Genomic DNA, 23,101 nt, shown 5'->3' on the forward strand with positions numbered 1-23,101 from the left:
TCCGAACAAGCCGGGTGATCAGGGTGTTACAAGTTGTACTGGGGATACCCATCAGCAGGCGCCGACATTTGGCGTAATCGTCGTTATCTCTGTGGCAGGCCTGTCGTTAAACTCCAGGCTCACTTCGGAGATCAAGCTTATGAATGCGTACTTGAGTCCCAGCCGCTTCATCGATAGTGACCACCCTGCGGTGGTGGAGTTCGCCGAAAAACATCGCGGAACCCGCACGGATTTAAGTGACCAGGCAGTCAGTCTTTATTACGCCGTACGTGAGGCGATTCGCTACAACCCCTACACCTTCAGCCGCGACCCCAACACATTGAATGCCAGCTTCGCACTGGCTGCCGGCGAAAGCTATTGCGTGCCCAAGGCCACCTTGCTGGCCGCCTGCGCCCGTCACTGTGGCATCCCCGCGCGCATTGGCCTGGCAGACGTGCGCAACCACCTGTCCACACCGCGCCTGCTTGCCCTGCTCAAAAGTGACGTGTTCGCCATGCACGGTTATACCGAGTTGTACCTGAACGGCCGCTGGGTCAAAGCGACTCCGGCGTTCAATCAGCAACTGTGCGACGTGTTTGATGTGCCGCCACTGGAATTCGATGGCTTGCATGACAGTGTCTTCCATGCGTTCAATCGCCAGGGCCGTCGCTCAATGGAATATGTGATGGATCACGGGCAATTTGTTGACGTCCCCGAGGCATTCTTTTTCGCGCATATCCGCCAGTGTTACCCGCACTTGTTTGCCGACAATGCACCGACCCTGCTGGGCGATCTGCAGGACGATTTAAGCCGTGGCTGATCCGGCGTATGCTGCTGCCTTCATCCAGCCAAGTTCATCCACAATAAGGCGCGGTCATGCTGAAAATCTGGGGTCGTAAAAATTCATCAAACGTCAGGAAAGCACTGTGGTGCGCCGAGGAACTCGGCCTGGACTATGAGGCAATTGATGCGGGCGGGGCTTTTGGTGTGGTCGACACCCCGCAATATCGGGCCCTGAACCCCAATGGCCGGGTGCCGATGATCGAAGATGGCGATTTTGTGCTGTGGGAATCCAACACCATCGTGCGCTACCTGTGCGCCAAACAGGCATCGGACTTCTACCCCAGCGACCTGCAAGCCCGGGCCAATGCCGAAAAGTGGATGGACTGGACCACCTCCACGCTCGCCGACCCGTTCAAGGCGGTGTTCTGGGGGATCGTGCGCACCCCGGCTGACAGGCAAAACTGGGACAGTATCAATGCCGGGCGCCAAGCCTGTATCGACGCGCTCAAAACCGTCGACCAGGCCCTTGCCGAGCAACCCTACCTGTCCGGTCAGGCGTTCGGCATGGGTGATATCCCTCTGGGTTGCTTCATCTATGCCTGGTTCGAGATGCCCATCGAGCGGCCGGCAATGCCCCATCTGGAGGCCTGGTACCAGCGCCTGCAACAGCGCCCGGCGTATCGCAAAGCGGTGATGACCGCGTTGACTTAATACACACTATTAATACGGGTGACTGTACTTGTGCGGCATGGGCAAGCACCATGCCCGCATTGAATCGTCGGTTGAACTACCTGCGCTGTGCCCTCATCTATTCTTTCTATTCCCTTCTTTGGTGCGTATTCCGATATGAGTTCCGCTCTGTCCATCCGGCAGCTAACCAAAACCTACGGCAACGGTTTCCAGGCCCTGAGTGGTATTGATCTGGACGTCGCCGAAGGTGATTTCTTCGCCTTGCTCGGCCCCAACGGCGCCGGCAAATCCACCACCATCGGCATTCTCTCCACCCTGGTCAACAAGACCAGCGGCACGGTGAACATCTTCGGCCACGACCTGGACAAGTCCCCGGCGGCGCTCAAGCGCTCCATCGGTGTGGTGCCCCAGGAATTCAATTTCAACCAGTTCGAAAAGACCTTCGACATTGTTGTGACCCAGGCTGGCTATTACGGCATCCCGGCGAAAATCGCCAAGGAACGCGCCGAGCAGTACCTGACCCAACTGGGCCTGTGGGACAAGCGCGATGTGCCTTCGCGCTCGTTGTCCGGCGGCATGAAGCGGCGCCTGATGATCGCCCGTGCGCTGGTGCATGAGCCGCGCCTGCTGATCCTCGACGAACCCACTGCAGGCGTGGACATCGAACTGCGTCGCTCGATGTGGACCTTCCTCACCGAGCTGAACGAGAAAGGCATCACCATCATCCTCACCACCCATTACCTGGAAGAGGCTGAGCAGTTGTGCCGCAACATCGGCATCATCGACCACGGCACCATTGTCGAGAACACCAGCATGCGCAACCTGCTGGGCCAGTTGCATGTGGAAACCTTCCTGCTCGACCTGAAGAACAATCTGTCGGTGGCGCCGCACCTGCTGGGTTACCCAAGCCGCCTGGTAGATAGCCACACCCTGGAGGTGCAGGTGGACAAAGCCATGGGCATCACCGCGCTGTTCACCCAGCTGGCGACTCAGAACATCGAAGTGTTGAGCCTGCGTAACAAAACCAATCGCCTTGAGGAGTTGTTTGTGTCCCTGGTGGAGAAAAATCTGGCGAAGGTGGCGGTATGAGTTCCGAACTGCAACCCAACCTTGTCGCGCTGCAAACCATCGTTTATCGCGAAGTGAAACGCTTTACCCGGATCTGGCCGCAGACCCTGCTGCCGCCGGCGATCACCATGGTTCTGTACTTTGTGATCTTCGGTAACCTGATTGGCCGGCAGATTGGCGACATGGGTGGTTTCACCTACATGGAGTACATCGTGCCGGGCCTGATCATGATGTCGGTGATCACCAACTCCTACGGCAACGTGGTCTCCAGTTTCTTCGGCAGCAAGTTCCAGCGCTCCATCGAAGAACTCATGGTCTCGCCGGTGTCACCGCACACCATCCTGATCGGCTATACGCTGGGCGGTGTGCTGCGTGGCCTGATGGTCGGGGTGATCGTGACGCTGCTGTCACTGTTCTTTACCCACCTGCAAGTGCATCACCTTGGGGTCACCATTCTGGTGGTGGTGCTCACGGCGACGATTTTCTCGCTGCTGGGCTTTATCAACGCCGTGTTCGCGCGCAACTTCGATGATATTTCGATCATCCCGACGTTCGTGCTGACGCCGTTGACCTACCTGGGCGGGGTGTTTTATTCCATTACCTTGCTGCCGCCGTTCTGGCAGACCGTGTCGCTGGCCAACCCGGTGCTGCATATGGTCAACGCCTTCCGCTACGGCATTCTGGGCGTGTCGGATATCAAGATCAGCGTAGCGATCACCTTTATGATCGTGGCGACCGTGGTGCTGTATATCGGTTGTGCGCGGCTGCTGGTGAGTGGGCGCGGGATGCGTACATAAGGACTGAGCTTAATGCAGTAAAAATGTTGGAGGGGCGGTGCGACGATTCGACTTGCTCCCGATAGCAGTGGTTCAGTCACACATGCAGTGACTGAGAGATCGCTATCGGGAGCAAGTCCCCTCCCACATTTGGTTTGTGTAGGTTTTTAGTTTTTCAGGGCCAGCTCTATCAGGGCATGCAGTTCTTCAACCGCCAAAGGCTGGGCCGAAAACAGAATACGAAACACCGTCGGCGCCGCGAGCAGGTTGATCAGCCGGTCGACGCTCGGTGGCGCTGATAGCGGATAGCGATCAACCATCACCTGCAACTGCCCGCTCAGGATGCTCACGCAATACCCCGGCGTCGGGCTGCTTTGCACGTCGCGCATCATATTGCGCCCAACGTCCGAACTCATCTCATCCAGATATTGCTCAGCCCAGGCTTGCAGGTCGCCGCGCAGGCTACCGGTGTTGGCCGGTTCGGTATCGGGGCGCATACGTGCCAGGGCGACGTCGGCGAGCAGTACTGACAGGTCGCCCCAGCGCCGGTAAATGGTCGACGGCGTGACGCCTGCGCACGCCGCAATCATTGGCACGGTGACACCGGAACGCTCATGGGTTTCCAGCAATTGGCGCACCGCCCTGTGGACGGATTCTTGTACCCGGGCACTACGGCCCCCCGGGCGGAGGCCTTCTTTGATTGCCATGGCTAAAACCTTAACACAAAGAATTTGCTTTAAGCGTCAGCGAGTAGCACACTCCACAAAAGCAAAATATTAGCTTTAGCGGAGTGTGCCATGATCAGCGTCAATTCCCAGCGGTCCAGCCTGACGTTCCTCGTGATCGCAGTGTTGACCTTTCTCGCCGCCTCCAGCGCGCCGACGCCGTTGTACCAGGTGTATCAGGACAACCTGCATTTTTCGGCCGCGATGCTGACGGCTATCTTTGGCGTCTATGCCCTAAGCCTGTTGGCGGCGCTGCTGACGGTGGGTTCGCTTTCCGATTACCTGGGGCGCAAGCCGGTGATCTTTGCCGCGTTGCTGCTGAATATCGTAGCGATGCTGCTGTTTATCAACGCGGACAGTACGGCCTATCTGCTCGCTGCACGTGCATTACAGGGTTTTGCGACCGGTACTGCCACAGCGGTGCTGAGTGCGACGCTGCTCGATACTGACCGGGTGCGCGGCCCGATGCTCAACAGCCTTGCGCCGATGCTGGGCATGGCCAGTGGCGGGCTGGGTAGCGGTTTGCTGGTGGAGTACGCGCCACGGCCGACGCAATTGATCTATCTCACTCTGCTGGGTTTGATGGTGCTGCAGGCCGTGTATGTCTGGCGGTTGTCCGAGACGGTCAGTCGTATACCGGGGGCCTTGCAGTCCCTGGCGCCCACCCTGCATGTGCCACCGCAAGCGCGTCGGGCCTTGTGGTTGGCGATGCCGTTGAATGTGGCGGTATGGGCGCTGGGTGGGTTCTTTTCTTCTTTGGCGCCTTCGCTGGTGCGGGTCGCCACCGGGTCGACCTCGCATTTGATCGGCGGGGGGCTGGTCGCGGTGGTCACGTTAAGTGGCGCGGTCATGATCTACAGCCTGCGCAACCGTGCGGCTGACAAGGTCATGCGCCTGTCGGCGGCGCTGCTGGCCGTCGGCATGGGGCTGTTGCTGGTTGCCGTACAGACGGCCAGCCTGTGGTTGTTCTTTGTCGCCAGTGTGATCGCCGGCTTTGGTTTCGGCGGCGGCTTTATGGGCAGCGTGCGCAGTATCGTCGGGTTGGCGTTGCCCCATGAGCGCGCGGGGTTGATGTCGGCATTCTATGTACTGAGCTACCTGGCATTCTGCGTACCGGCGTTGGTGGCGGGCAATCTGAGCCGGGAGTTTGGCCTCGTCGTCACCACCGATGGCTACGCTGCGGTCCTTATTCTGTTGGCGTTGGGGGCTCTTGGCGGGCAGTTGTGGCAGGGCTCTGCCCGGGGCCGGGCAGCTGCGTAGATATGGCAAATATCTATAAAGTAGATAACAGTTAGAGATATTACCCGTTATATAGATATTCATTCAGGTTCTACCATGACCTCAACCTCATGCGAGGAAGAGGATCAAATCATGACCTGCTCGACCACCCACCGTTACAAACCTTTCAGCCACCTGACCCGTCCCCGGGAAGTGATTCGCCAGTTCACCCCGAACTGGTTTGCCGCCACCATGGGCACCGGGGTGCTGGCGCTGGCCCTGGCTCAGTTGCCGGTCACTTTGCCAGGCTTGCACGCTGTCGCTGAAGGCCTGTGGATGTTCACCATCGGCCTGTTCGTGTTGTTCAGCGTGTTGTATGCCGCCCGTTGGGTGATGTTTTTCCACGAGGCGCGGCGCATTTTCGGGCACTCCACGGTTTCGATGTTCTTCGGCACCATCCCCATGGGGCTGGCGACCATTCTCAACGGATTGCTGTTGTTCGGCCTGCCACGTTGGGGCAGTGATGTCATCCCGTTGGCCGAAGCCCTGTGGTGGCTGGACGTGGCCATGTCCCTGGCCTGCGGCGTACTCATCCCGTTCATGATGTTCACCCGCCAGGAGCACAGCATCGACCAGATGACCGCCGTCTGGCTGTTGCCCGTGGTGGCGGCAGAAGTGGCGGCGGCCAGCGGCGGCTTGCTCGCGCCGCACCTGGCCGATGCCCATGCGCAACTGGTGATGCTGGTGACCAGCTACGTACTATGGGCGTTTTCCCTGCCGGTGGCGTTCAGCATCCTGACCATCCTGATGCTGCGCATGGCCTTGCATAAATTGCCCCACGCCAATATGGCGGCGTCGAGCTGGTTGGCGCTGGGGCCGATTGGTACCGGTGCCTTGGGCATGTTGCTGTTGGGGGGCGATGCGCCAGCGATCTTCGCCGCCAATGGCCTGGAGAATGTCGGTGAAATGGCCCATGGCCTGGGCCTGATTGCAGGTATCACCCTATGGGGTTTTGGCCTGTGGTGGATGTTGATCGCCGTGCTGATCACCCTGCGTTACCTGCGCGCCGGGATCCCGTTCAACCTGGGCTGGTGGGGCTTCACCTTCCCGCTGGGGGTTTACGCCTTGGCCACGCTGAAACTGGCGAACGTGTTGCATTTGGGGTTCTTCAGCATCTTCGGCAGTGCGCTGGTGGTGGCGTTGGCGTTGATGTGGCTGATCGTGGCCAAGCGCACCGTGCAGGGGGCTTATAAAGGCGAGCTTTTTGTTTCGCCCTGCATTGCAGGACTAGCGAATAAGTAAGCAGGATTAGGTAAAGTCGTGGCCTGATAAATAAAGGCCACGCAGGAACACGGACGACGATGAGCCATCCTTCCCAATTCACCTTGCTGCGCACACGGCGTTTCTTGCCGTTTTTCATCACCCAGTTGCTGGGCGCGTTCAACGATAACATCTTCAAGCAATCGCTGATCCTGGCCATCCTTTACAAGCTCAGCATCGAGGGCGACCGCTCTATCTGGGTCAACCTGTGCGCCTTGTTGTTTATCCTGCCGTTCTTTTTGTTCTCGGCACTGGCCGGACAGTTTGGCGAGAAATTCAACAAGGACGCGTTGATCCGTGCGATCAAGATCGGCGAGATCGTGATCATGGCCGTCGGCGCGGCGGGCTTCCTGACCAATCATCTTGAATTGATGCTGTTGGCGCTGTTTGCCATGGGCACCCACTCGGCGCTGTTCGGCCCGGTGAAGTACTCGATCATGCCTCAGGCATTGCACGACGACGAGCTGGTCGGCGGTAACGGCCTGGTGGAAATGGGCACGTTCCTGGCGATCCTGGCCGGCACCATTGGTGCCGGGATCATGATGTCTTCCACCCATTACGCGCCGGTGGTGGCGGTGGCGATTGTCGGCGTGGCGGTGCTGGGCTACCTTGCCAGCCGCAGCATCCCGCGCGCGGCGGCTTCGACGCCGCAACTGCGCCTGGACTGGAATATCTTTACCCAGTCCTGGGCGACGTTGCGCATGGGCCTGGGGCAGACGCCGGCGGTGTCGCGTTCCATTGTCGGCAACTCGTGGTTCTGGTTTGTCGGTGCGATCTATCTCACGCAAATCCCGGCGTACGCCAAGGAGTGGTTGTACGGCGACGAAACCGTGGTGACCCTGATCCTCACTGTGTTTTCCGTGGGCATCGCCCTGGGCTCGATGCTGTGCGAAAAGCTTTCCGGGCGTAAGGTGGAAATCGGCCTGGTGCCGTTCGGCTCGTTTGGCCTGACGGTGTTCGGCCTGCTCCTGTGGTGGCACTCCGGCGGCTTCCCGCAGAACGTCCAGGCCAACGATTGGCTCGCGGTGCTCAGCTACGGCCAGGCCTGGTGGGTGTTGTTCGATATCCTCGGCCTGGGCGTATTCGGTGGCTTCTATATTGTGCCGCTGTATGCGCTGATCCAATCGCGCACCGCCGAGAACGAACGGGCACGGGTTATCGCGGCCAACAACATTCTCAACGCATTGTTCATGGTGGTCTCGGCCATCGTTTCGATCCTGCTGTTGAGCGTGGCCAAGCTGTCGATCCCCGAGTTGTTCCTGGTGGTGTCGCTGCTCAATATTGCGGTCAACACCTACATCTTCAGGATCGTCCCCGAATTCACCATGCGCTTCATGATCTGGCTGCTCAGCCATTCCATGTACCGCGTGGAACATCGCAACCTGGAGGCCATTCCGGATGAAGGCGCGGCGTTGCTGGTGTGCAACCATGTGTCGTTTGTCGATGCGCTGTTGATCGGTGGCGCGGTGCGTCGGCCGATTCGCTTTGTCATGTACTACAAGATCTACCGTTTGCCGGTACTCAACTTTATCTTCCGCACCGCCGGGGCGATTCCGATTGCCGGGCGCCATGAAGATATGCAGATCTACGAACAGGCGTTCGCGCGGATTGCCCAGTATCTGAAGGAAGGTGAGTTGGTGTGCATCTTCCCGGAAGGCAAGCTGACAGCCGATGGCGAGATCAATGAATTTCGTGGTGGGGTGACGCGCATTCTGGAGGAGACACCGGTGCCGGTGATTCCGATGGCGTTGCAGGGGCTGTGGGGGAGTTTCTTCAGTCGCGATCCGCACAAGGGCTTCTTTCATCGGATCTGGTCGCGGGTGGTGTTGGTGGCGGGTGAGCCGATTGTTGTGGAGGCGGCAACGCCAGTGCAGTTGCAGGCAGTAGTGGGTGGTTTGCGGGGGAGTGTCAGGTAGTTTTCGTTGTTTGTCAGGGCCTCATCGCAGGCAAGCCAGCTCCCACCTTTTGAATTGTGAATACAGTCAAATGTGGGAGCTGGCTTGCCTGCGATAGCGTAGTGGCTTAAGTGGAAATTTTGAGCCCAATCAGCCCGCAAATAATCAACGCCACACTCGCCAACCGAAACAACGCCATGGACTCCCCAAACAGGATAATCCCGGCAATCACGGTGCCCACGGCACCGACGCCGGTCCAGATCGCATAGGCGGTGCCCAGCGGCAACTCTTTCATGGCCAGCCCCAGCAACCCAAGGCTGACGGCCATGGCGGCAATCGTCAGGGCGGTGGGCAGTGGCTTGCTGAAACCGTCGGTGTATTTCAGGCCGACGGCCCAGCCAACTTCAAACAACCCGGCAAAAAACAGAATGATCCAGGACATGATGACCTCGCTTCTACAAAGTGGGGTCGTCCCCTGGTAAGCGCCTGATAGCGTCGCGAGGTCGTCCTCGCGAAGCTTGGTAGAGTGCCGAAAACGGATCAGGCGATCAAGCTTACGGGGCGGTTTCCAGGGCGCGACGGTCTTCCTTTTCGCTCATGCGGCGGAAATACGTCGACAGCAATGCGCCGGAAATATTGTGCCAGACACTGAACAACGCACTGGGAACCGCCGCCAGCGGCGAAAAGTGCGCACTGGCCAGCGCGGCACCCAGCCCGGAGTTCTGCATACCGACTTCCAACGCCAACGACTTGCGTTGCGCCAGCGGCAACTTGAACAAGCGCCCGGTGAAGTAGCCCAGCAGGTAACCGAAGCTGTTGTGCAGCATCACCACCGCCATGATCAGCAGGCCCGATTCGGCGATCTTCGCCTGGCTTGCGGCAACCACGGCCGCGACGATGATCACAATACTGACCACCGACACCAGCGGCAGCACGTCCACCGCATGACGAACCCGCTCGCCCAGCACCCGTTGCGCCACCACGCCGAGCACAATCGGCAGCAGCACCACTTGCAGGATCGACCAGAACAGCTCCATGAACGATACCGGCAGCCAGGCCGAGGCCAGTAGCCAGATCAACGCAGGTGTGAGCAGTGGGGCGAGGAGGGTGGTGACGGCGGCAATCGCCACCGACAACGCCAGGTCGCCGCGGGCCAGCCAGGTCATCACGTTGGACGAGGTGCCGCTTGGGCAGCAGCCGACCAGGATCACGCCGACGGCAATTTCCGGCGGCAGGTGAAAGACCTGGCACAACAACCATGCCACGCCCGGCATGATCACAAAATGCGCGACCACGCCCAAGGCCACGCGCCATGGATGGCGAGCGACTTCGGCGAAGTCTTCAAGTTTCAAGGTCAGCCCCATGCCGAACATCACCAGGCCCAGCAGCGGGACGATGGCGCTTTTCAGGCCGATGAACCAGCTGGGTTCGAGGAAGGCGAGCACGGCAAATATCAACACCCAGTAGGCGAAGGTATTGCCGACGAAGCGGCTCAAGGCAGCGAGTGCACGCATGGGGATGTCCTTGTTATTAGAGTGTTGAATAGGGCGACGCGATCAAATGTGGGAGCTGGCTTGCCTGCGATAGCGGTGTATCAGTCGGCACTACTCTGGCTGACACTCCGTTATCGCAGGCAAGCCAGCTCCCACACTGACCGTGCCCACATTGGATCGGTGTTGTTTAGATGCCCTGTGGGGTTTCTTCCCCGCCCAGCGCTTCCACCAACGCCGGCAGGAACTCACCGAAGGTCAGCATCATCAAGGTAAAGCTGGCATCCAGTTGGCCCAGGGCTTCGTCGCCGCCGTCCTGTTCCGCCTGGTCTTGCAGCAGGTCTTCGAATTTCAGGCGTTTGACGGTCATCTTGTCATCGAGCATGAAGGACAGCTTGTCCTGCCACGCCAAGGACAGTTGGGTCACGACCTTGCCGGTGGTAAGGTGCAGTTGGATCTCTTCGCCGGTCAGGTCCTGGCGCTTGCAGCGCACGATGCCGCCGTCTTCATGGGTGTCGCGCAGTTCGCATTCGTCGAGGACGAAGAAGTCATCGGCCGGTTTCTGGGTAGTGACCCAGTCGGTCATGATTGCGGTCGGTGCGGTTTTTACCGTCAGCGGACGGACGGGCAGGGTGCCGATCACTTCACGCAAGGTCGACAGCAGATCTTCCGCACGCTTGGGACTGGCCGAGTTGACCAGGATCAGGCCCTGTTTCGGCGCGATCGCAGCAAAGGTCGACGAGCGACGAATAAAGGCACGCGGCAGGAAGGCCTGGATGATTTCATCCTTGATCTGGTCGCGCTCCTTCTTATAGACCTTGCGCATTTGCTCGGCTTCGATCTCTTCGACTTTCTCTTTCAGTGCGTCACGCACCACGCTACCTGGCAGGATGCGTTCTTCCTTGCGCGCGGCGATCAGCAAAAAATCTCCGCTGACGTGAACCAGGGGAGCGTCTTCACCTTTACCGAAGGGTGCAACGAAACCGTAAGTGGTCAACTCCTGGCTTGCACACGGGCGCGCCAGCTTGGTGGCCATGGCCGCTTCCAACGCCTCGGCATCAACAGGCAGATCTTGGGTCAGGCGATAGATAAGCAGGTTCTTGAACCACATGGGGTGAGTCTCTCCTCTATACAAAGGGGGGCATTATTCTCTTGATCACGCCGTAGGCCAACCCTGCCTAAGCCATTGGAAGGGCTGAAAAAAAAGATTTAAGAAAGTGCTTGCCAGACATGGGGTCGCTACGTAGAATGCGCGCCACACCGAAACGAAGGGTGATTAGCTCAGCTGGGAGAGCATCTGCCTTACAAGCAGAGGGTCGGCGGTTCGATCCCGTCATCACCCACCATTCGCTTCATGTGTTACGCGCAGCGGTAGTTCAGTCGGTTAGAATACCGGCCTGTCACGCCGGGGGTCGCGGGTTCGAGTCCCGTCCGCTGCGCCATATTCGGTCACCTGGAACGCTGAACGCCAGGTCACCACAGAAAGCCCGCTTAATCGCGGGCTTTTCTTTGTCCGGAATATGGCAAAAAATCGTACGCGGAACTTTTTTTAAATAAATTGCATTTAAATCAAGACATTACGATTTTTTGGTGTATGATGCGCCCACACCGAAACGAAGGGTGATTAGCTCAGCTGGGAGAGCATCTGCCTTACAAGCAGAGGGTCGGCGGTTCGATCCCGTCATCACCCACCATTCGCTTCAAGTGTTACGCGCAGCGGTAGTTCAGTCGGTTAGAATACCGGCCTGTCACGCCGGGGGTCGCGGGTTCGAGTCCCGTCCGCTGCGCCATATTTTGCTTCCAGGCCCACTGAACACCTGGAGACTACGAACAAAGCGGCCATTGGCCGCTTTTTTTGTGCCCGGATTTTTTCTCGCCGTTGCTCTCCAACCATAGCGTTCGCTCGCCCATCCTAGCGTCCTCATCGTCTTATTTGGGTCGCCAATCCTGCGCTGTCAATCGTCACGCCTTCAGGGTTCGTGCGCAGCCTCTATCCCTATTGAAGAACCTTGTCAATCCTAAGTGCTGATAGGAGTGCCAGTTCGTCTTGCTGCGGTAAGGTCTCGTGGACATTGGTTCTAACGGAACGGCCGAAGATGAATCGCACCTGCATGGCCATGCCTTATTTCGAAATCCCCGAACGTCACCTTGAAGCGTTCAAGGCGTATTGCGCCGTGTTTATCGAAAAGACCTCTAAAGAGCCCGGATGCCTGTACTACGGTTTCAGCTTCAATGGCACCCAAGGCCATTGCCGGGAGGTCTACAGCGATGCCCAAGGGCTTTTGAACCACTTGGTCAATATCGCTGAGCTGAATTCCGAGGCGTTTCACCTGGCTTCAATTGTTCGCTATGAAGTGCATGGGCCCCGAGAGGAGCTGGACAAGTTACGTGGCCCCCTGGCGTTTATGAAGCCGCAGTTCTTCGAACTGGAACAGTGTTTCAGCCGACCGTCTGTGGTGGCGTGAACCCGATGTATCTACAAGAGGCCTCAAGACATGTCAGTTGAACAATTACTCGGCCTGGGTGTGACGAACGTTGCGCGTGCGCCGCGTCAGCCTGCCTTCAGCCTGTTGTTTTTTTCCGATGTGCGCGAAGACATCAGCGCCAGCGAGAAATATGAGTTCGCTCGGTCGTTGACGTTGTTTGGCGATGCGCAGGGTTTTGAGGCCGTGTATTTTCCTGAGCGTCATTTCCACGAGTTTGGCGCGATTTACCCCGATTCCGCAGTAATGGCGGCGTCACTCATCCCCCAAACCCGACACATTCGTTTTCGCACCGCAGGCATCAGTTTGCCCCTGCATCACCCGGCGCGCGTGGTCGAAAGTTGGTCGATGAACGATGTACTCTCTGGCGGAAGGGTAGACCTTGGGTTCGGCTCAGGTTGGAGCCGGCCTGATTTTCTCTTGGCGCCGCACGCCTACGAGGACCGGCGCGAGGTGATGTGGCAACGCATTGAGCAGGTACGTCGCTTATGGGCGGGTGAGCGCCTTTCATTCCCGGGGCCTGGTGGCGATCCAGTGTCGGTCGTCACCTTTCCCCGACCCCTACAGACCAGCCTGAATGTCTGGATCCTGGTAGCGCAGAATACAGAGTCGTTCATTGCCGCTGGCAAGGCGGGTTTCAACGTCTTCACGATGTTGTACGGCATTGACCTGCCGGACCTGGCCGAAAAAATTGGGCTTTATCGCCAAGCGCGCCGCGATGCGGGATTCGACCCGGCTTCCGGGCGCGTCACCCTTATGCTGCATACCCTGGTCGGGCCCGATAGCGCCTGGGTTCGCCGAGCCGTCGAAGCACCGTTCAAAGACTATATCCGCAGCTCACTGGTAGCCCACATGAAAGCACGGGCGACGCCTGACGGTCGTCCCCTGGATGCCACAGAGCAGGAAAACGTCCTGCAATACGCATTTGAGCGGTATTACGAAACCGGCGCGTTGTTCGGTACGGTCGATGAGGTTCGGTATCGAGTCGGCCAAGTGCTTGAGACCGGCGTCGATGAGATTGCCTGCCTGATGGATTTCGGCGTGGACTACGCCGTGGTGCATCAGTCCTTGCCCTACCTTGAACAACTCGTAGCCTCGTTCCAGGAGCGGTCAGCACAGTGAATATCGAACGCAAGAAAGCTCGCCTCGCCGCCGCCATCAATGCCTCGCTCAAGGCCCAGCCTGCCCCGTCCTTTCCTGAACCGGTGGCGATCATCGGGTTGTCCGCCAACGTCGCGCAGTCGGCTAGCGTACGTCAGTTCTGGCAGGCGCTGGATGATGATCGTTCGTTGATCGAGGAGATCCCGGCGACGCGCTTTGACTTCACGTCCTGGTACGCCGGATCGAATATTGAAGAAGGGAAAATGCGCACCCGTTGGGGCGGGTTTATACCCGCCATCGATCAATTCGATCCGGTCTTTTTTGGCATGTTGCCGGCGGAGGCGCGCAAGATGGATCCGCAACAACGCTTGTTGCTGATGTCGGTGCGCCAGACGTTTGAAGACGCCGGTTATCGCCACACTGACTGGAAAGGCTCGGCCACCGGTGTATTTATCGCCGCCGAGCGTAACGAATACCACCTCAACCTACTCCAGGCCCAGATTGATCCCGGCGAAGGGCTGGACCAGGCGGCCAGTATGCTCGCCAACCGGGTGTCACATTTCTATGACCTGCGTGGGCCAAGCGAACGAATCGATGCGATGTGTGCCGGCGGTGCCGTCGCGCTTCATCACGCGGTCACCGCGCTGCGCAGTGGCCAGATCAATGCTGCGATCGTCGGTGCCTGCAACTTGCTGCTGCGCCCGGACGTGTTCGTGACGTTGTCGCAAAGCGGGCAAATGAGCCCCGAACCGACCGTGAGATCCTTCGGCGCCGGCGCTGACGGCTACCTGCGCGGCGAAGGCGTGTGCAGCCTGTTGCTCAAGCCGTTGTCGAAGGCTGAGGCCGACGGCGATCATATTTATGGGCTGATCCGCAATACGGCGGTCAATTACAACGGCGGCGACGCTGCGTCAATCGCTGCGCCCAGTGTGTCCGCACATTCAAGCCTGGTACAGGATTGCTACCGACGGGCGGGGATCGATCCACGCCACGTCAGCTACATCGAAGCCCAGGGCATGGGCAACCCCGTGGCAGATATCGCTGAGTGGGATGCCCTTAATCATGGCTTGCTGGCCTTGGGACGGGAGCAAGGCGTGCAGTTGCAGGAAGGCCAGTGCGCTATCAGCACGCTCAAGCCGATGAGCGGACATATGCATGCCGCTTCAGCTATTGGCGCGCTATTCAAGATCATCCGCAGCTTGCAGACCGAAAAGATTCATAAAATCCTCGACTTTGAGCAGCCCAATCTCCACCTGCATACCGCCGGACAGCCTTGCAGGCTCGCTACCCATACCGTTGATTGGCCACGCCAGGCTACCCCGCGCCTGGCGGGTTTGCATTCCTATGGCGCAGGCGGAAACAACGCACACATTTTAGTCGAAGAATACGTGCACCAAGCGCCCGGTCGTGTGGTGCCGAGTCAGGCCCCATTGCTGTTCCCCCTTAGCGCGCCGACCCCGGCGCTGCTGGCGCTGCTCGCGGCACAAATGCACCAGGCCTTGATCGATGAGCCGACGCTGTGCCTGGAAAGTGTCAGCGACACGCTCAAATTCGGGCGCGAGAAATTTGCCGCCGCCGTGGTCATCGTGGCCATGGAGCGCCCAGGCTTGCTCGATGTGCTAGCCCAGTTACACACGGGCGATCTTACGGGCGCAGTTGTCTTCGCCAAGGACGTCGCAGCGCCTACGGACGCGGCGCTTGACCCTTGGGCCGAGCTCTGGCTGGCGGGTGAGCGCCCGATGGCGAAGGCCACCCGCGCACCACGGGTGCCCCTGCCGACGACCCCCTTTGATACCCAGTCGTTCTGGTATGACGCGCCTGCACCCATGGCGGCGTATCCGGCTCCTGGTACATCGCGTACAGGGCGCCGAGCCTGGAGCCCGGACGCCGCCGAGCAAGCGGTACGTGAAGCATTGGCCCAAGCGCTGGAACAGCCTGCGGCATCACTGGATCTGGACGCGCAGTTCAGTGAGTTGGGTTTTGATTCGATGATGGTGCGTCAACTCTGCCGGCATATGCGCGACCAGGACATCGTGGTCGAGCCAGCGGTACTGTTCGAGCACGCTACGCCGGCGCGACTGGTGGCCTGGCTGGCTTGCGCGCCTGCGCAGCGCATTGCCGCCCCTTACCACCTGCCCAGTCCGGGCGCGCGTGGGCAGATCGCGATAATCGGCATGGCCGGGGTATATCCCAAGTCAGCGGATTTGTCGGCGTTCTGGGATTGCCTGGCAAACGCAGGGGACTGCATCGAAACCGTGCCCGAGCAACGCTGGAGCCTTGACGAGCATTTTAACGCGGACCGCCAGCGTGCGATCCAAGAGGGTAAAAGCTACGGTAAATGGGGTGGTTTCATCGAAGGCCTGGATGACTTCGACCCAATGTTCTTTAACTTTTCCCTGGCCGAAGCTACCTACATGCACCCCAAGGAACGTCAATTCATCCAGTGCGCATGGCATGCCCTGGAAGATGCCGGGTATACGCCTGCGTCTCTGGAGCAGGAGAAGGTCGGCGTATTCGTGGGAGTGTCCAAGGCCGGGCACGATAACTATAAAGATTCGTTTTTTTCGATCGCCAACCGCGTGTCTTATCGCTTCGGGTTTACCGGGCCTAGCCTGCCCGTGGATACCGCCTGTTCTTCTTCGCTGACCGCGGTGCATGAGGCCTGCCTGCACTTGCAGGCAGGCGAGTGCACCGTGGCGGTTGTCGGTGGCGTCAATGCCTACACCCACCCTTCCACCTTTGCCGAGTTCGCACGACTGGGCGTGTTATCCGCCGATGGCAAGTCGCGAGCGTTCGGTGCGGGGGCCAATGGGTTTGTTCCCGGCGAAGGAGTGGGGGCGCTGTTGCTAAAGCCGCTGGAACGCGCGCTGGCGGACGGTGATATGGTTCACGGCGTCATCGCCGCCAGTGCGGTCAACCATGGCGGCAAAGCCAATGGCTACACGGTGCCCAACCCCGAAGCCCAGCGCGCCATGATTCGCCTGGCATTGGACCGGGCCGGCGTCAGTGCTGACCAGGTTACCTATGTGGAGGCCCACGGCACCGGTACGGCGCTGGGCGATCCCATCGAATTTCGCGGCCTGGTCGAGGCGTTTCGCCAGGACACCGAGCGCACCGGCTTCTGTCGCCTGGGGTCGGTCAAGAGCAACATCGGCCATCTTGAAGCTGCGGCTGGTATTGCCGGCCTGAGCAAGGTCCTCCTGCAGATGCGCCACGGGCAAATCGCGCCGTCGCTGCATTCGCAGCAGATGAACCCGGATATCGACGCCAGCCTCTCGCCTTTTCGCGTGCCTCAGGCGCTGGAACCGTGGGTCGTCGACGGCGAGGGCGCGCAAGAGCGCATTGCATGCCTGTCATCCTTCGGTGCCGGCGGTGCCAATGCCCACGTGATCCTGCGCCAGGCCCCTGTGCGTGCCGAACCCGCCGAAGATGTGCGGGCCGACTACCTGATTGTCCTTTCGGCACGCCATGAGGCTGCACTTGTACGACAAGTGGACACCTTGTTAGTGTTTCTGGAACGCAATCCGTCGCTGCCCTTGCGTGACATTGCCTACACGCTGCAGGTGGGCCGCCAGGCCATGAATGCGCGATTGAGTTGCATCGCCACGTCGACTGCCGACCTCATGGATGCATTGCGTCGCTATTGTGCCGGTGAGGCCCACCCGGGCGTGCAGTCCACGACGCTCAAGGACGCCGACCGCCTGAGTTTGTTCGGTCAAGATGAATCAGCGCTGACGTTGCTTGATCAGTGGTATGCCGAGAGCAAATGGGCGCAATTAGCCCAGTTATGGAGAGCGGGGGAGGTGATCGACTGGGCGCGCCTGGTGGCGCCGGGTACTGCCCGTCGTATCAGTTTGCCGGGCTATTCGTTCGACCGTGAACCCATCCCCAGGGCACCGCAACTGGTGCCTCTTGGCAGCGTGGCCCGGCCCCCGGCGCAGCCTGGCAGGGCGCCCGTACCACCTACCACCGCCGCGACATTATTGGTGCGCCCGCGCTGGCAGCCGGTGCAGGCCTCACCTGCGGCGGCGGCGCCTCGGCGGCGCCACGTCATCCTGTGTGAGTGGCCTGGAGAACGGTCGGATCATCCAGGGTGGCAGGTGCTGACGCCAAAGGGCTTGCCGACAGAACGCTACGTGCACTGTGTCGGGCAAATTGCTGAGCATTTGCGCCAGATCATTGTCGATGCGGCGCACGAAGTTATCTCGGTACAAGTGGTAATACCCGTCAATCGGTCTGCGTGGCTGAGTGGCATTCATGGGCTGCTGAGGTCGGCGCAACTTGAAAGCAGCAAGCTGCGAACGCAGTTGGTTGAAATCGACCAGAGCTTCACTTTTACGCAGGTTCGGCACGCCGTGGAGCAGGCTGCGGCCCTGGAGGTTCATCCGTGGTTGCGGTTCGACGCTCAAGGTGGTCATGCCCGTCAGTGGACGCAGGCGACAGTACTGGATGATACGCACCGCTGTAGGTGGAAGAACGCGGGTGTCTATCTGCTGACAGGGGGAATGGGCGGGTTGGCGCAGTGTTTCGCCGCCGATATTCTCAGCCGTGTCGAAGGCGCAACCGTGGTACTGGTGGGGCGCTCCCCCTTGGGCCAGGCCGGCCAGGATCGGCTGGATGCCCTGCGGCGCATGGGCGGCCAGGTCAGCTATGAGCAAGTCGATATCAGTGACGAGGCGGCTACCGAACGGCTCGTGGCTGATGTGCAAGCCCAGTACGGTGCGCTCAATGGTGTGCTGCATTGTGCAGGAACGCTGCACGATGAGTTCTTGCGTAATTTCAAACACCAACACGGCGATGGGGTGCTGGCCGCCAAGGTGGGCGGTACCTGGTCGATCGATCAGGCGACGCGTCACTGCGACCTGGACTGTTTCGTGCTGTTTTCATCCGCCGCGGCAGCCGTCGGGCACCCGGGCCAGGCGTTCTACGCGGCGGCCAACGGCTTCATGGATGGGTTCGCCGAACAGCGCACCCAGCAGGTCCAGATGGGCGAGCGTCGAGGCCGAACCGTTTCGATTGCCTGGGGGCTGTGGCGCGACGGCGGGATGCAATTGGATGCACAGGCCAGTGCGTTGCTGGAGCGTGAGTCGGGCATGATCCCGTTGAGTCGCGAACACGGCGTTGCGGCGTTTCATCAAGTGATGGACAGTGATGCGTGCCGAATCGTGGTGATAGAAGGGGATGAACAGCGCCTGCGCCGGCGTCTGCATCCGCTGTCGAACGAGGCGACGCTGCCCGCTGATACACGCATGCTTGACGTGGTGAAAAGGTTGGCGGGGCAAGTGCTCGGCATCGCGACCAGCGAGCTTGAGGGTGACCACGACTTTGATAGCTATGGGTTGGATCAGGCGCGCTTTAATCAATTGATCCAGGCACTTGAGCGCGAATGCGGGCTTGAGGTGTCGCCATTGGTTTATCGGCAAGTGCGTTGCCTCGACGATTTGGTGGCCCACCTGCCTGCCCAGCCACGCGCCGGCACTGCGCCGCGTGCCGTGGCCGGCACCGCCTCAGCGCAAGTGCTGCTCGAGCATGCGTTGCAAGTGCTCAAACGGGTGCTATCCCCTGTGGTGCAATGGCCGGAGGATCGTCTGGACAGTGATGAGCCGCTGGAGCGCTACGGGCTGGACTCGATGATGGTCATGACGATCACCGCCGCGCTGGAGGCGCAATTCGGCGCGCTGCCCAAAACCTTGTTCTTTGAGTATTCGACGCTGCGCGCCTTGGCCGCATACCTGTGTCGCGAGCATGCATCGACGTTGGTGGCGCTGGTCGCCGACGTAGCGGGCACGCTGGCGTCAGGCCCCGATGAGGCGCGGGTGGCCGGTATTGCCAGCCACGACCCCGTGCCTGCCGACGCCGCGCAATCGCCTGCATCCGCCAAGGAGACGTCGCAACGCTTTGACGTCGCCATCATCGGCCTTGCCGGGCGCTATCCCCAGGCCCGCACCCTGGAAGAGTTTTGGCAGGTACTCAGCCAAGGGCGCGACTGTATCAGTGAGATTCCCACCGAGCGCTGGGACCACTCCCGTTATTACAGCGCTGATGAAGACGCGCCGGGCAAGACCTACGCGCGCTGGGGCGGGTTCATTGATGGAGTGGCTGAATTTGATCCGGCGTTTTTCGGTATCTCGCCGCGTGAAGCGATGGCCATGGAGCCCCAGGAGCGCTTGTTCCTGCAGACCGCTCACGAGGCCATTGAAGACGCCGGTTATACCCGCCAGGGCCTGGCAGCCAGCGCCCGTCAGGAAGATGCCGAGGGCATGGTCGGTGTATTCGTCGGCGTAACGTACGAAGAGTACCAACTGTATGGGGCGCAACAGACTGCCGAGGGGCGGCCGCTGGTGCTGTCCATGAGCCCATCGTCGATTGCCAATCGCGTTTCGTTCGTCAACGGTTTCCATGGGCCAAGCATGGCCATCGATGCGATGTGTGCGTCCTCACTGACGACTATTCACCTGGCCTGCCAGAGCCTGCACAGTGGCGAATGCCAAGTAGCGCTGGCCGGAGGCGTGAATGTATCGATTCACCCCGCCAAGTTCCTCATGCTGGGGGCAGGCAAATTTGCCTCCCGACGTGGCCGCTGTGAAAGCTTCGGTGCCAGTGGCAGCGGTTACGTGCCCAGTGAGGGTGTGGGGGCTGTACTGCTTAAACCGCTGCATCAGGCCCAGGCCGATGGCGACCGTATTTATGGAGTGATTCGCGGGAGTGCCATCAACCATGGCGGGCGAACCAACGGTTATGCAGTGCCTAATCCGGCAGCCCAGGCCGCGGTGATCAGCCGTGCCTTGCGCCAGGCGAACGTGCAGCCGCGGCAGATCGGTTATGTAGAAGCTCACGGCACGGGTACGGTGTTGGGCGACCCGATCGAGGTGGCCGGCCTGTCCCGTGCGTGGCGGGCTTACACGCCGGACCGGCAGTTCTGCGCCTTGGGGTCGGTCAAGTCCAATATCGGCCATTGCGAAAGCGCTGCGGGCATCGCCGGGTTGACCAAGGTATTGCTGCAAATGAAGCACGGACTGCTGGTGAGCTCACTGCACGCTGAAACGCTCAATCCCAATATCGACTTCAGCGAAACCCCCTTTCGTGTGCAGCGTACGCTGGCACCCTGGGAGCGCCCGCTCGGCTCCGATGGCGTCCCGGGCCTGCGCATGGCTGCCATTTCCTCCTTTGGCGCCGGCGGGGCCAATGCTCACCTGATCGTCAGCGAGGCGCCGCTGGCCCAAGCTGCTCACGCGGCGATGACAGTGACTGCGCCGTTACCCATCGTTCTCTCTGCACGCTCTCGCGAAGCCTTGCTGGAGGTGGCGCAGCGGCTCGTGGACTGGTGGTTGGACGCTGCGGCCAATCGCGAGCCAGACCTGCAAGCCCTGGCCTACACGCTGCAAGTGGGGCGCGAGGCCTGGGAGTGGCGGGTGGCGCTGTTGGTCACTTCGGGCGACGAACTGGTGCGTGAGCTGCGCGCCTTTATCGATGGCGCGCTAGAGGGGCCGTCCTGGTGGTCCGGCTGCCTTCCCGAGGCGCACAGCCTGGCGACGCGTCCCAGTGAGCAAGCCTGCGCCGCCATTCGGCAGATGTTCGACCAGGCTGACTTGGGGGGCATCCTGCGTCGCTGGGTGCAAGGCGAAGCGGTTGACTGGTCACCGCTGTATCACTCGCACCGTCCAGCGCGCCTTGGCCTGCCGACGTACCCGTTTGCCCGGCAACGTTATTGGGCGCCGAGTGAGGTGGCGGTCTCGGTTGAGTCTGTGGCGTCCGTGGCGCAGGGCGGCAAGATTCGCCTGCGTGCACTGGATACTTTGCCTGTGGCTGATAGCGCACCCATCGTGCCGCCCGCGCCGCGGATACTCAGCCAACCCGCGCCTTTAGCGGCCAAGGCGGCGCCGGTTGTCCCAGTGGCCGACGACGAATGTGCACAGTTCCTGCGCCAGAGCCTGGCGGCCATGCTGTATTGCGAGCCAGGCCAAATACGCGACGGCAGCCGCTTCCTGGAGTTGGGTCTGGACTCGGTGATCGCCGCGCAATGGATCCGTGAAATCAACAAGCACTACCAGTTGAAGATTCCCGCCGACGGCATTTATACCTATCCGGTATTCAAGGCCTTTACGCAATGGGTGGGCACCCAGCTTCAGCCAACTCAAGCAACGGCTGCGCCGGTCCAGCGCGAGCCAGTGGCATCGGCACCGCAGCCTGGCGCGCAGGCAAGTGCGCAACGCGAGTCGATCCATGACTACCTCAAGCAAAGCCTGGGTGAACTGTTGTTTCTCGACCCTGGGCAGTTGCGCAGTGGCGCGCAGTTCCTGGACCTGGGAATGGACTCGGTCACAGGCACACAATGGATGCGCGGGGTCAGCCGGCACTTTTCCATTCAACTAGCGGCCGACGCGATCTACACCTGGCCCACGCTCAAGTCCCTGGCGGATGAGGTCGATCGCCGGGTGCAGGTTGTACACAGCTCCGATGACTTGCTCGATACGATCCTGAACCAGGTGCAGAGTGGCGCCTTGGCGGCTGACAGCGCTTGCGCAGTGGTCGAAGACGTGTTGGCGCAGCGGTAGCAACCATGACTTTGAATGTCGCAGGTAAGTAACGATGAGAACTGCCTATTTGGCCTCCACCGCCTATGTCTTGGGTGAACAGGCCCATGATTATCGCGACGCGGCTTCTTTCGAGGCGGTGTGCAAGCAACACAGCATGCCCGATTTCGCCAGTGTGTTTGGCTGGGGCACCTACTGGCGTACGACACGCTCGGTCGGCGAACTGCTGGTTGAGTCAGTCGCTGGCACATTGGCCAGCAGCGGCTTACGGGGCTGTGACATTGATGCGCTGGTGGTGTGCAGCAGCAATTTCGAGTCGGGCCAGGTGGTGGACTATCTGCCGCTGCTGCGCGAGCTGCAACTGGCTCGCGCCTTCCCGCTGGGCGTGACATGGGGCGATTGCACCATGCTGTTGGCAGGCCTTGAGGTCGCCCGCGCCCAGGTATTGGCCGGGCTGGACAATGTGCTGGTGGTCTCGGCCAATCGTATCGAAGACGAAGCTTTCCGGTTCCAGCATTACGCGTTGTTCAGTGACGGTGCTGCCAGTTGCCTGGTGACTTCAGGGCGCCGCCGCGGCTTCGAGATGCTCGGCAGCCTGGCCAGGTCAAATGCCGGGCTGGCACACGACCCCAAGGAGGATGACACCCGGCTGTTCCGTGAGGTGCATGAGCAGTTTATGTACCGCCAGCAGATTAATACGGCGGACCTGGAACAGGTGGTGTGCAGCAACGTGTTCCTGCCAGTGCTCAAGATCAAGGAAGGCCGGCAGGGGGTGAGCGGTACACAGTTGTATGTGGATAACGTGACGCGGGTGGGGCATTGTTTTTCCGCTGATTCGCTGATCAACCTGTGCGATTACCAGGCGCGTGCGCAGCAGGTGCATGGCGGCCTGGTGATGTTGACTGCCAATGCCGATGGGCTGCGCTGCCAGACATTGTTGCAACGAGTGAGTGATGCCTGAAACCGGCGGGCTACCTTGGCTGTATGGGCAAACCTATAACCGCTCATAGGTTTGGTCAGGATCGAATTCTTGTAAGTT

General features: G+C 60.2%; 15 protein-coding genes and 4 tRNA genes. 15 read left to right on the top strand and 4 right to left on the bottom strand.

The annotated features are described in order from the left end of the window. Nucleotides 1-139: 139 nt before the first annotated feature. The 4 genes from J1G33_RS16710 (at nucleotide 140) to J1G33_RS16725 (ending at nucleotide 3,317) form a co-directional block, all read left to right on the top strand. Nucleotides 140-799 carry a transglutaminase family protein gene (locus J1G33_RS16710; RefSeq protein WP_216090979.1) on the top strand — a complete coding sequence of 220 codons (660 nt, stop codon included), beginning with the start codon at nucleotides 140-142 and terminating at the stop codon, nucleotides 797-799. Between the two features lie 56 nt (nucleotides 800-855). Beyond that, the gene (locus J1G33_RS16715; RefSeq protein ID WP_005786686.1) at nucleotides 856-1,473 is read left to right on the top strand and encodes a glutathione S-transferase; all 618 of its coding nucleotides are present in this window, start codon (nucleotides 856-858) and stop codon (nucleotides 1,471-1,473) included. 135 nt (nucleotides 1,474-1,608) lie between these two features. After that, on the top strand, nucleotides 1,609-2,541 hold the full coding sequence (locus J1G33_RS16720) for an ABC transporter ATP-binding protein (RefSeq protein ID WP_032877040.1): 933 nt from the start codon (nucleotides 1,609-1,611) through the stop codon (nucleotides 2,539-2,541). Next, a complete protein-coding gene (locus J1G33_RS16725; protein ID WP_005786689.1) occupies nucleotides 2,538-3,317 on the top strand; it encodes an ABC transporter permease in 780 nt (259 codons plus the stop codon). Before J1G33_RS16720 ends, J1G33_RS16725 begins: the two co-directional genes overlap by 4 nt. Nucleotides 3,318-3,463: 146 nt before the next feature. On the opposite strand, the gene J1G33_RS16730 is transcribed toward J1G33_RS16725, so the two are convergent. Beyond that, the gene (locus tag J1G33_RS16730) at nucleotides 3,464-4,003 is read right to left on the bottom strand and encodes a TetR/AcrR family transcriptional regulator (RefSeq protein WP_032877039.1); all 540 of its coding nucleotides are present in this window, start codon (nucleotides 4,001-4,003) and stop codon (nucleotides 3,464-3,466) included. Nucleotides 4,004-4,093: 90 nt separating this feature from the next. On the opposite strand from J1G33_RS16730, the gene J1G33_RS16735 reads away from it, so the two are divergent. The 3 genes from J1G33_RS16735 (at nucleotide 4,094) to J1G33_RS16745 (ending at nucleotide 8,475) form a co-directional block, all read left to right on the top strand. Continuing rightward, the gene (locus tag J1G33_RS16735) at nucleotides 4,094-5,281 is read left to right on the top strand and encodes an MFS transporter (RefSeq protein WP_223018429.1); all 1,188 of its coding nucleotides are present in this window, start codon (nucleotides 4,094-4,096) and stop codon (nucleotides 5,279-5,281) included. 111 nt (nucleotides 5,282-5,392) lie between these two features. Next, nucleotides 5,393-6,541: a TDT family transporter gene (locus J1G33_RS16740; RefSeq protein ID WP_032877036.1), complete on the top strand. Its 1,149-nt coding sequence runs from the start codon at nucleotides 5,393-5,395 to the stop codon at nucleotides 6,539-6,541. 59 nt (nucleotides 6,542-6,600) lie between these two features. Next, a complete protein-coding gene (locus J1G33_RS16745) occupies nucleotides 6,601-8,475 on the top strand; it encodes an MFS transporter (protein ID WP_032877034.1) in 1,875 nt (624 codons plus the stop codon). 106 nt (nucleotides 8,476-8,581) lie between these two features. Here the strand turns inward: J1G33_RS16745 and sugE are convergent, their stop codons facing one another. From sugE to rdgC, 3 genes are all read right to left on the bottom strand, one after another. Beyond that, nucleotides 8,582-8,896, bottom strand: a complete 315-nt coding sequence (gene sugE / locus J1G33_RS16750) for a quaternary ammonium compound efflux SMR transporter SugE (RefSeq protein ID WP_010211634.1) — start codon at nucleotides 8,894-8,896, stop codon at nucleotides 8,582-8,584. A gap of 112 nt (nucleotides 8,897-9,008) precedes the next feature. Then, nucleotides 9,009-9,968, bottom strand: a complete 960-nt coding sequence (locus J1G33_RS16755; protein ID WP_032877033.1) for a bile acid:sodium symporter family protein — start codon at nucleotides 9,966-9,968, stop codon at nucleotides 9,009-9,011. 166 nt (nucleotides 9,969-10,134) lie between these two features. Further along, nucleotides 10,135-11,055 carry a recombination-associated protein RdgC gene (rdgC, locus tag J1G33_RS16760; RefSeq protein ID WP_003172886.1) on the bottom strand — a complete coding sequence of 307 codons (921 nt, stop codon included), beginning with the start codon at nucleotides 11,053-11,055 and terminating at the stop codon, nucleotides 10,135-10,137. 159 nt (nucleotides 11,056-11,214) lie between these two features. On the opposite strand from rdgC, the gene J1G33_RS16765 reads away from it, so the two are divergent. The 8 genes from J1G33_RS16765 to J1G33_RS16800 all read left to right on the top strand — a co-directional run bounded on the left by J1G33_RS16765 (nucleotide 11,215) and on the right by J1G33_RS16800 (nucleotide 23,023). Further along, nucleotides 11,215-11,290 (top strand) — tRNA-Val (locus tag J1G33_RS16765). Between the two features lie 19 nt (nucleotides 11,291-11,309). After that, nucleotides 11,310-11,386 (top strand) — tRNA-Asp (locus J1G33_RS16770). 176 nt (nucleotides 11,387-11,562) lie between these two features. After that, a tRNA-Val gene (locus tag J1G33_RS16775) sits at nucleotides 11,563-11,638 on the top strand. Nucleotides 11,639-11,657: 19 nt separating this feature from the next. Next, nucleotides 11,658-11,734, top strand: a tRNA-Asp gene (locus J1G33_RS16780). A gap of 306 nt (nucleotides 11,735-12,040) precedes the next feature. Next, complete coding sequence (locus J1G33_RS16785; RefSeq protein ID WP_032877032.1) at nucleotides 12,041-12,409, top strand: hypothetical protein; 369 nt, start codon at nucleotides 12,041-12,043, stop codon at nucleotides 12,407-12,409. A gap of 30 nt (nucleotides 12,410-12,439) precedes the next feature. Beyond that, a complete protein-coding gene (locus tag J1G33_RS16790; protein ID WP_223018430.1) occupies nucleotides 12,440-13,549 on the top strand; it encodes a MupA/Atu3671 family FMN-dependent luciferase-like monooxygenase in 1,110 nt (369 codons plus the stop codon). After that, a complete protein-coding gene (locus J1G33_RS16795; RefSeq protein WP_223018431.1) occupies nucleotides 13,546-22,083 on the top strand; it encodes an SDR family NAD(P)-dependent oxidoreductase in 8,538 nt (2,845 codons plus the stop codon). Before J1G33_RS16790 ends, J1G33_RS16795 begins: the two co-directional genes overlap by 4 nt. 34 nt (nucleotides 22,084-22,117) lie before the next feature. Further along, complete coding sequence (locus J1G33_RS16800; RefSeq protein WP_223018432.1) at nucleotides 22,118-23,023, top strand: hypothetical protein; 906 nt, start codon at nucleotides 22,118-22,120, stop codon at nucleotides 23,021-23,023. Nucleotides 23,024-23,101 lie beyond the last annotated feature (78 nt).

This window comes from Pseudomonas sp. P867 (assembly GCF_019891455.1).
Taxonomy (GTDB): domain Bacteria; phylum Pseudomonadota; class Gammaproteobacteria; order Pseudomonadales; family Pseudomonadaceae; genus Aquipseudomonas; species Aquipseudomonas synxantha_A.

What these genes read in the sequence shown, in the direction of transcription:
- J1G33_RS16710 (WP_216090979.1), top strand. Translation starts at nt 140, where the DNA reads ATGAATGCGTACTTGAGTCCCAGCCGCTTCATCGATAGTGACCACCCT.
- J1G33_RS16715 (WP_005786686.1), top strand. Translation starts at nt 856, where the DNA reads ATGCTGAAAATCTGGGGTCGTAAAAATTCATCAAACGTCAGGAAAGCA.
- J1G33_RS16720 (WP_032877040.1), top strand. Translation starts at nt 1,609, where the DNA reads ATGAGTTCCGCTCTGTCCATCCGGCAGCTAACCAAAACCTACGGCAAC.
- J1G33_RS16725 (WP_005786689.1), top strand. Translation starts at nt 2,538, where the DNA reads ATGAGTTCCGAACTGCAACCCAACCTTGTCGCGCTGCAAACCATCGTT.
- J1G33_RS16730 (WP_032877039.1), bottom strand. Translation starts at nt 4,003, where the DNA reads ATGGCAATCAAAGAAGGCCTCCGCCCGGGGGGCCGTAGTGCCCGGGTA.
- J1G33_RS16735 (WP_223018429.1), top strand. Translation starts at nt 4,094, where the DNA reads ATGATCAGCGTCAATTCCCAGCGGTCCAGCCTGACGTTCCTCGTGATC.
- J1G33_RS16740 (WP_032877036.1), top strand. Translation starts at nt 5,393, where the DNA reads ATGACCTGCTCGACCACCCACCGTTACAAACCTTTCAGCCACCTGACC.
- J1G33_RS16745 (WP_032877034.1), top strand. Translation starts at nt 6,601, where the DNA reads ATGAGCCATCCTTCCCAATTCACCTTGCTGCGCACACGGCGTTTCTTG.
- sugE (WP_010211634.1), bottom strand. Translation starts at nt 8,896, where the DNA reads ATGTCCTGGATCATTCTGTTTTTTGCCGGGTTGTTTGAAGTTGGCTGG.
- J1G33_RS16755 (WP_032877033.1), bottom strand. Translation starts at nt 9,968, where the DNA reads ATGCGTGCACTCGCTGCCTTGAGCCGCTTCGTCGGCAATACCTTCGCC.
- rdgC (WP_003172886.1), bottom strand. Translation starts at nt 11,055, where the DNA reads ATGTGGTTCAAGAACCTGCTTATCTATCGCCTGACCCAAGATCTGCCT.
- J1G33_RS16785 (WP_032877032.1), top strand. Translation starts at nt 12,041, where the DNA reads ATGAATCGCACCTGCATGGCCATGCCTTATTTCGAAATCCCCGAACGT.
- J1G33_RS16790 (WP_223018430.1), top strand. Translation starts at nt 12,440, where the DNA reads ATGTCAGTTGAACAATTACTCGGCCTGGGTGTGACGAACGTTGCGCGT.
- J1G33_RS16800 (WP_223018432.1), top strand. Translation starts at nt 22,118, where the DNA reads ATGAGAACTGCCTATTTGGCCTCCACCGCCTATGTCTTGGGTGAACAG.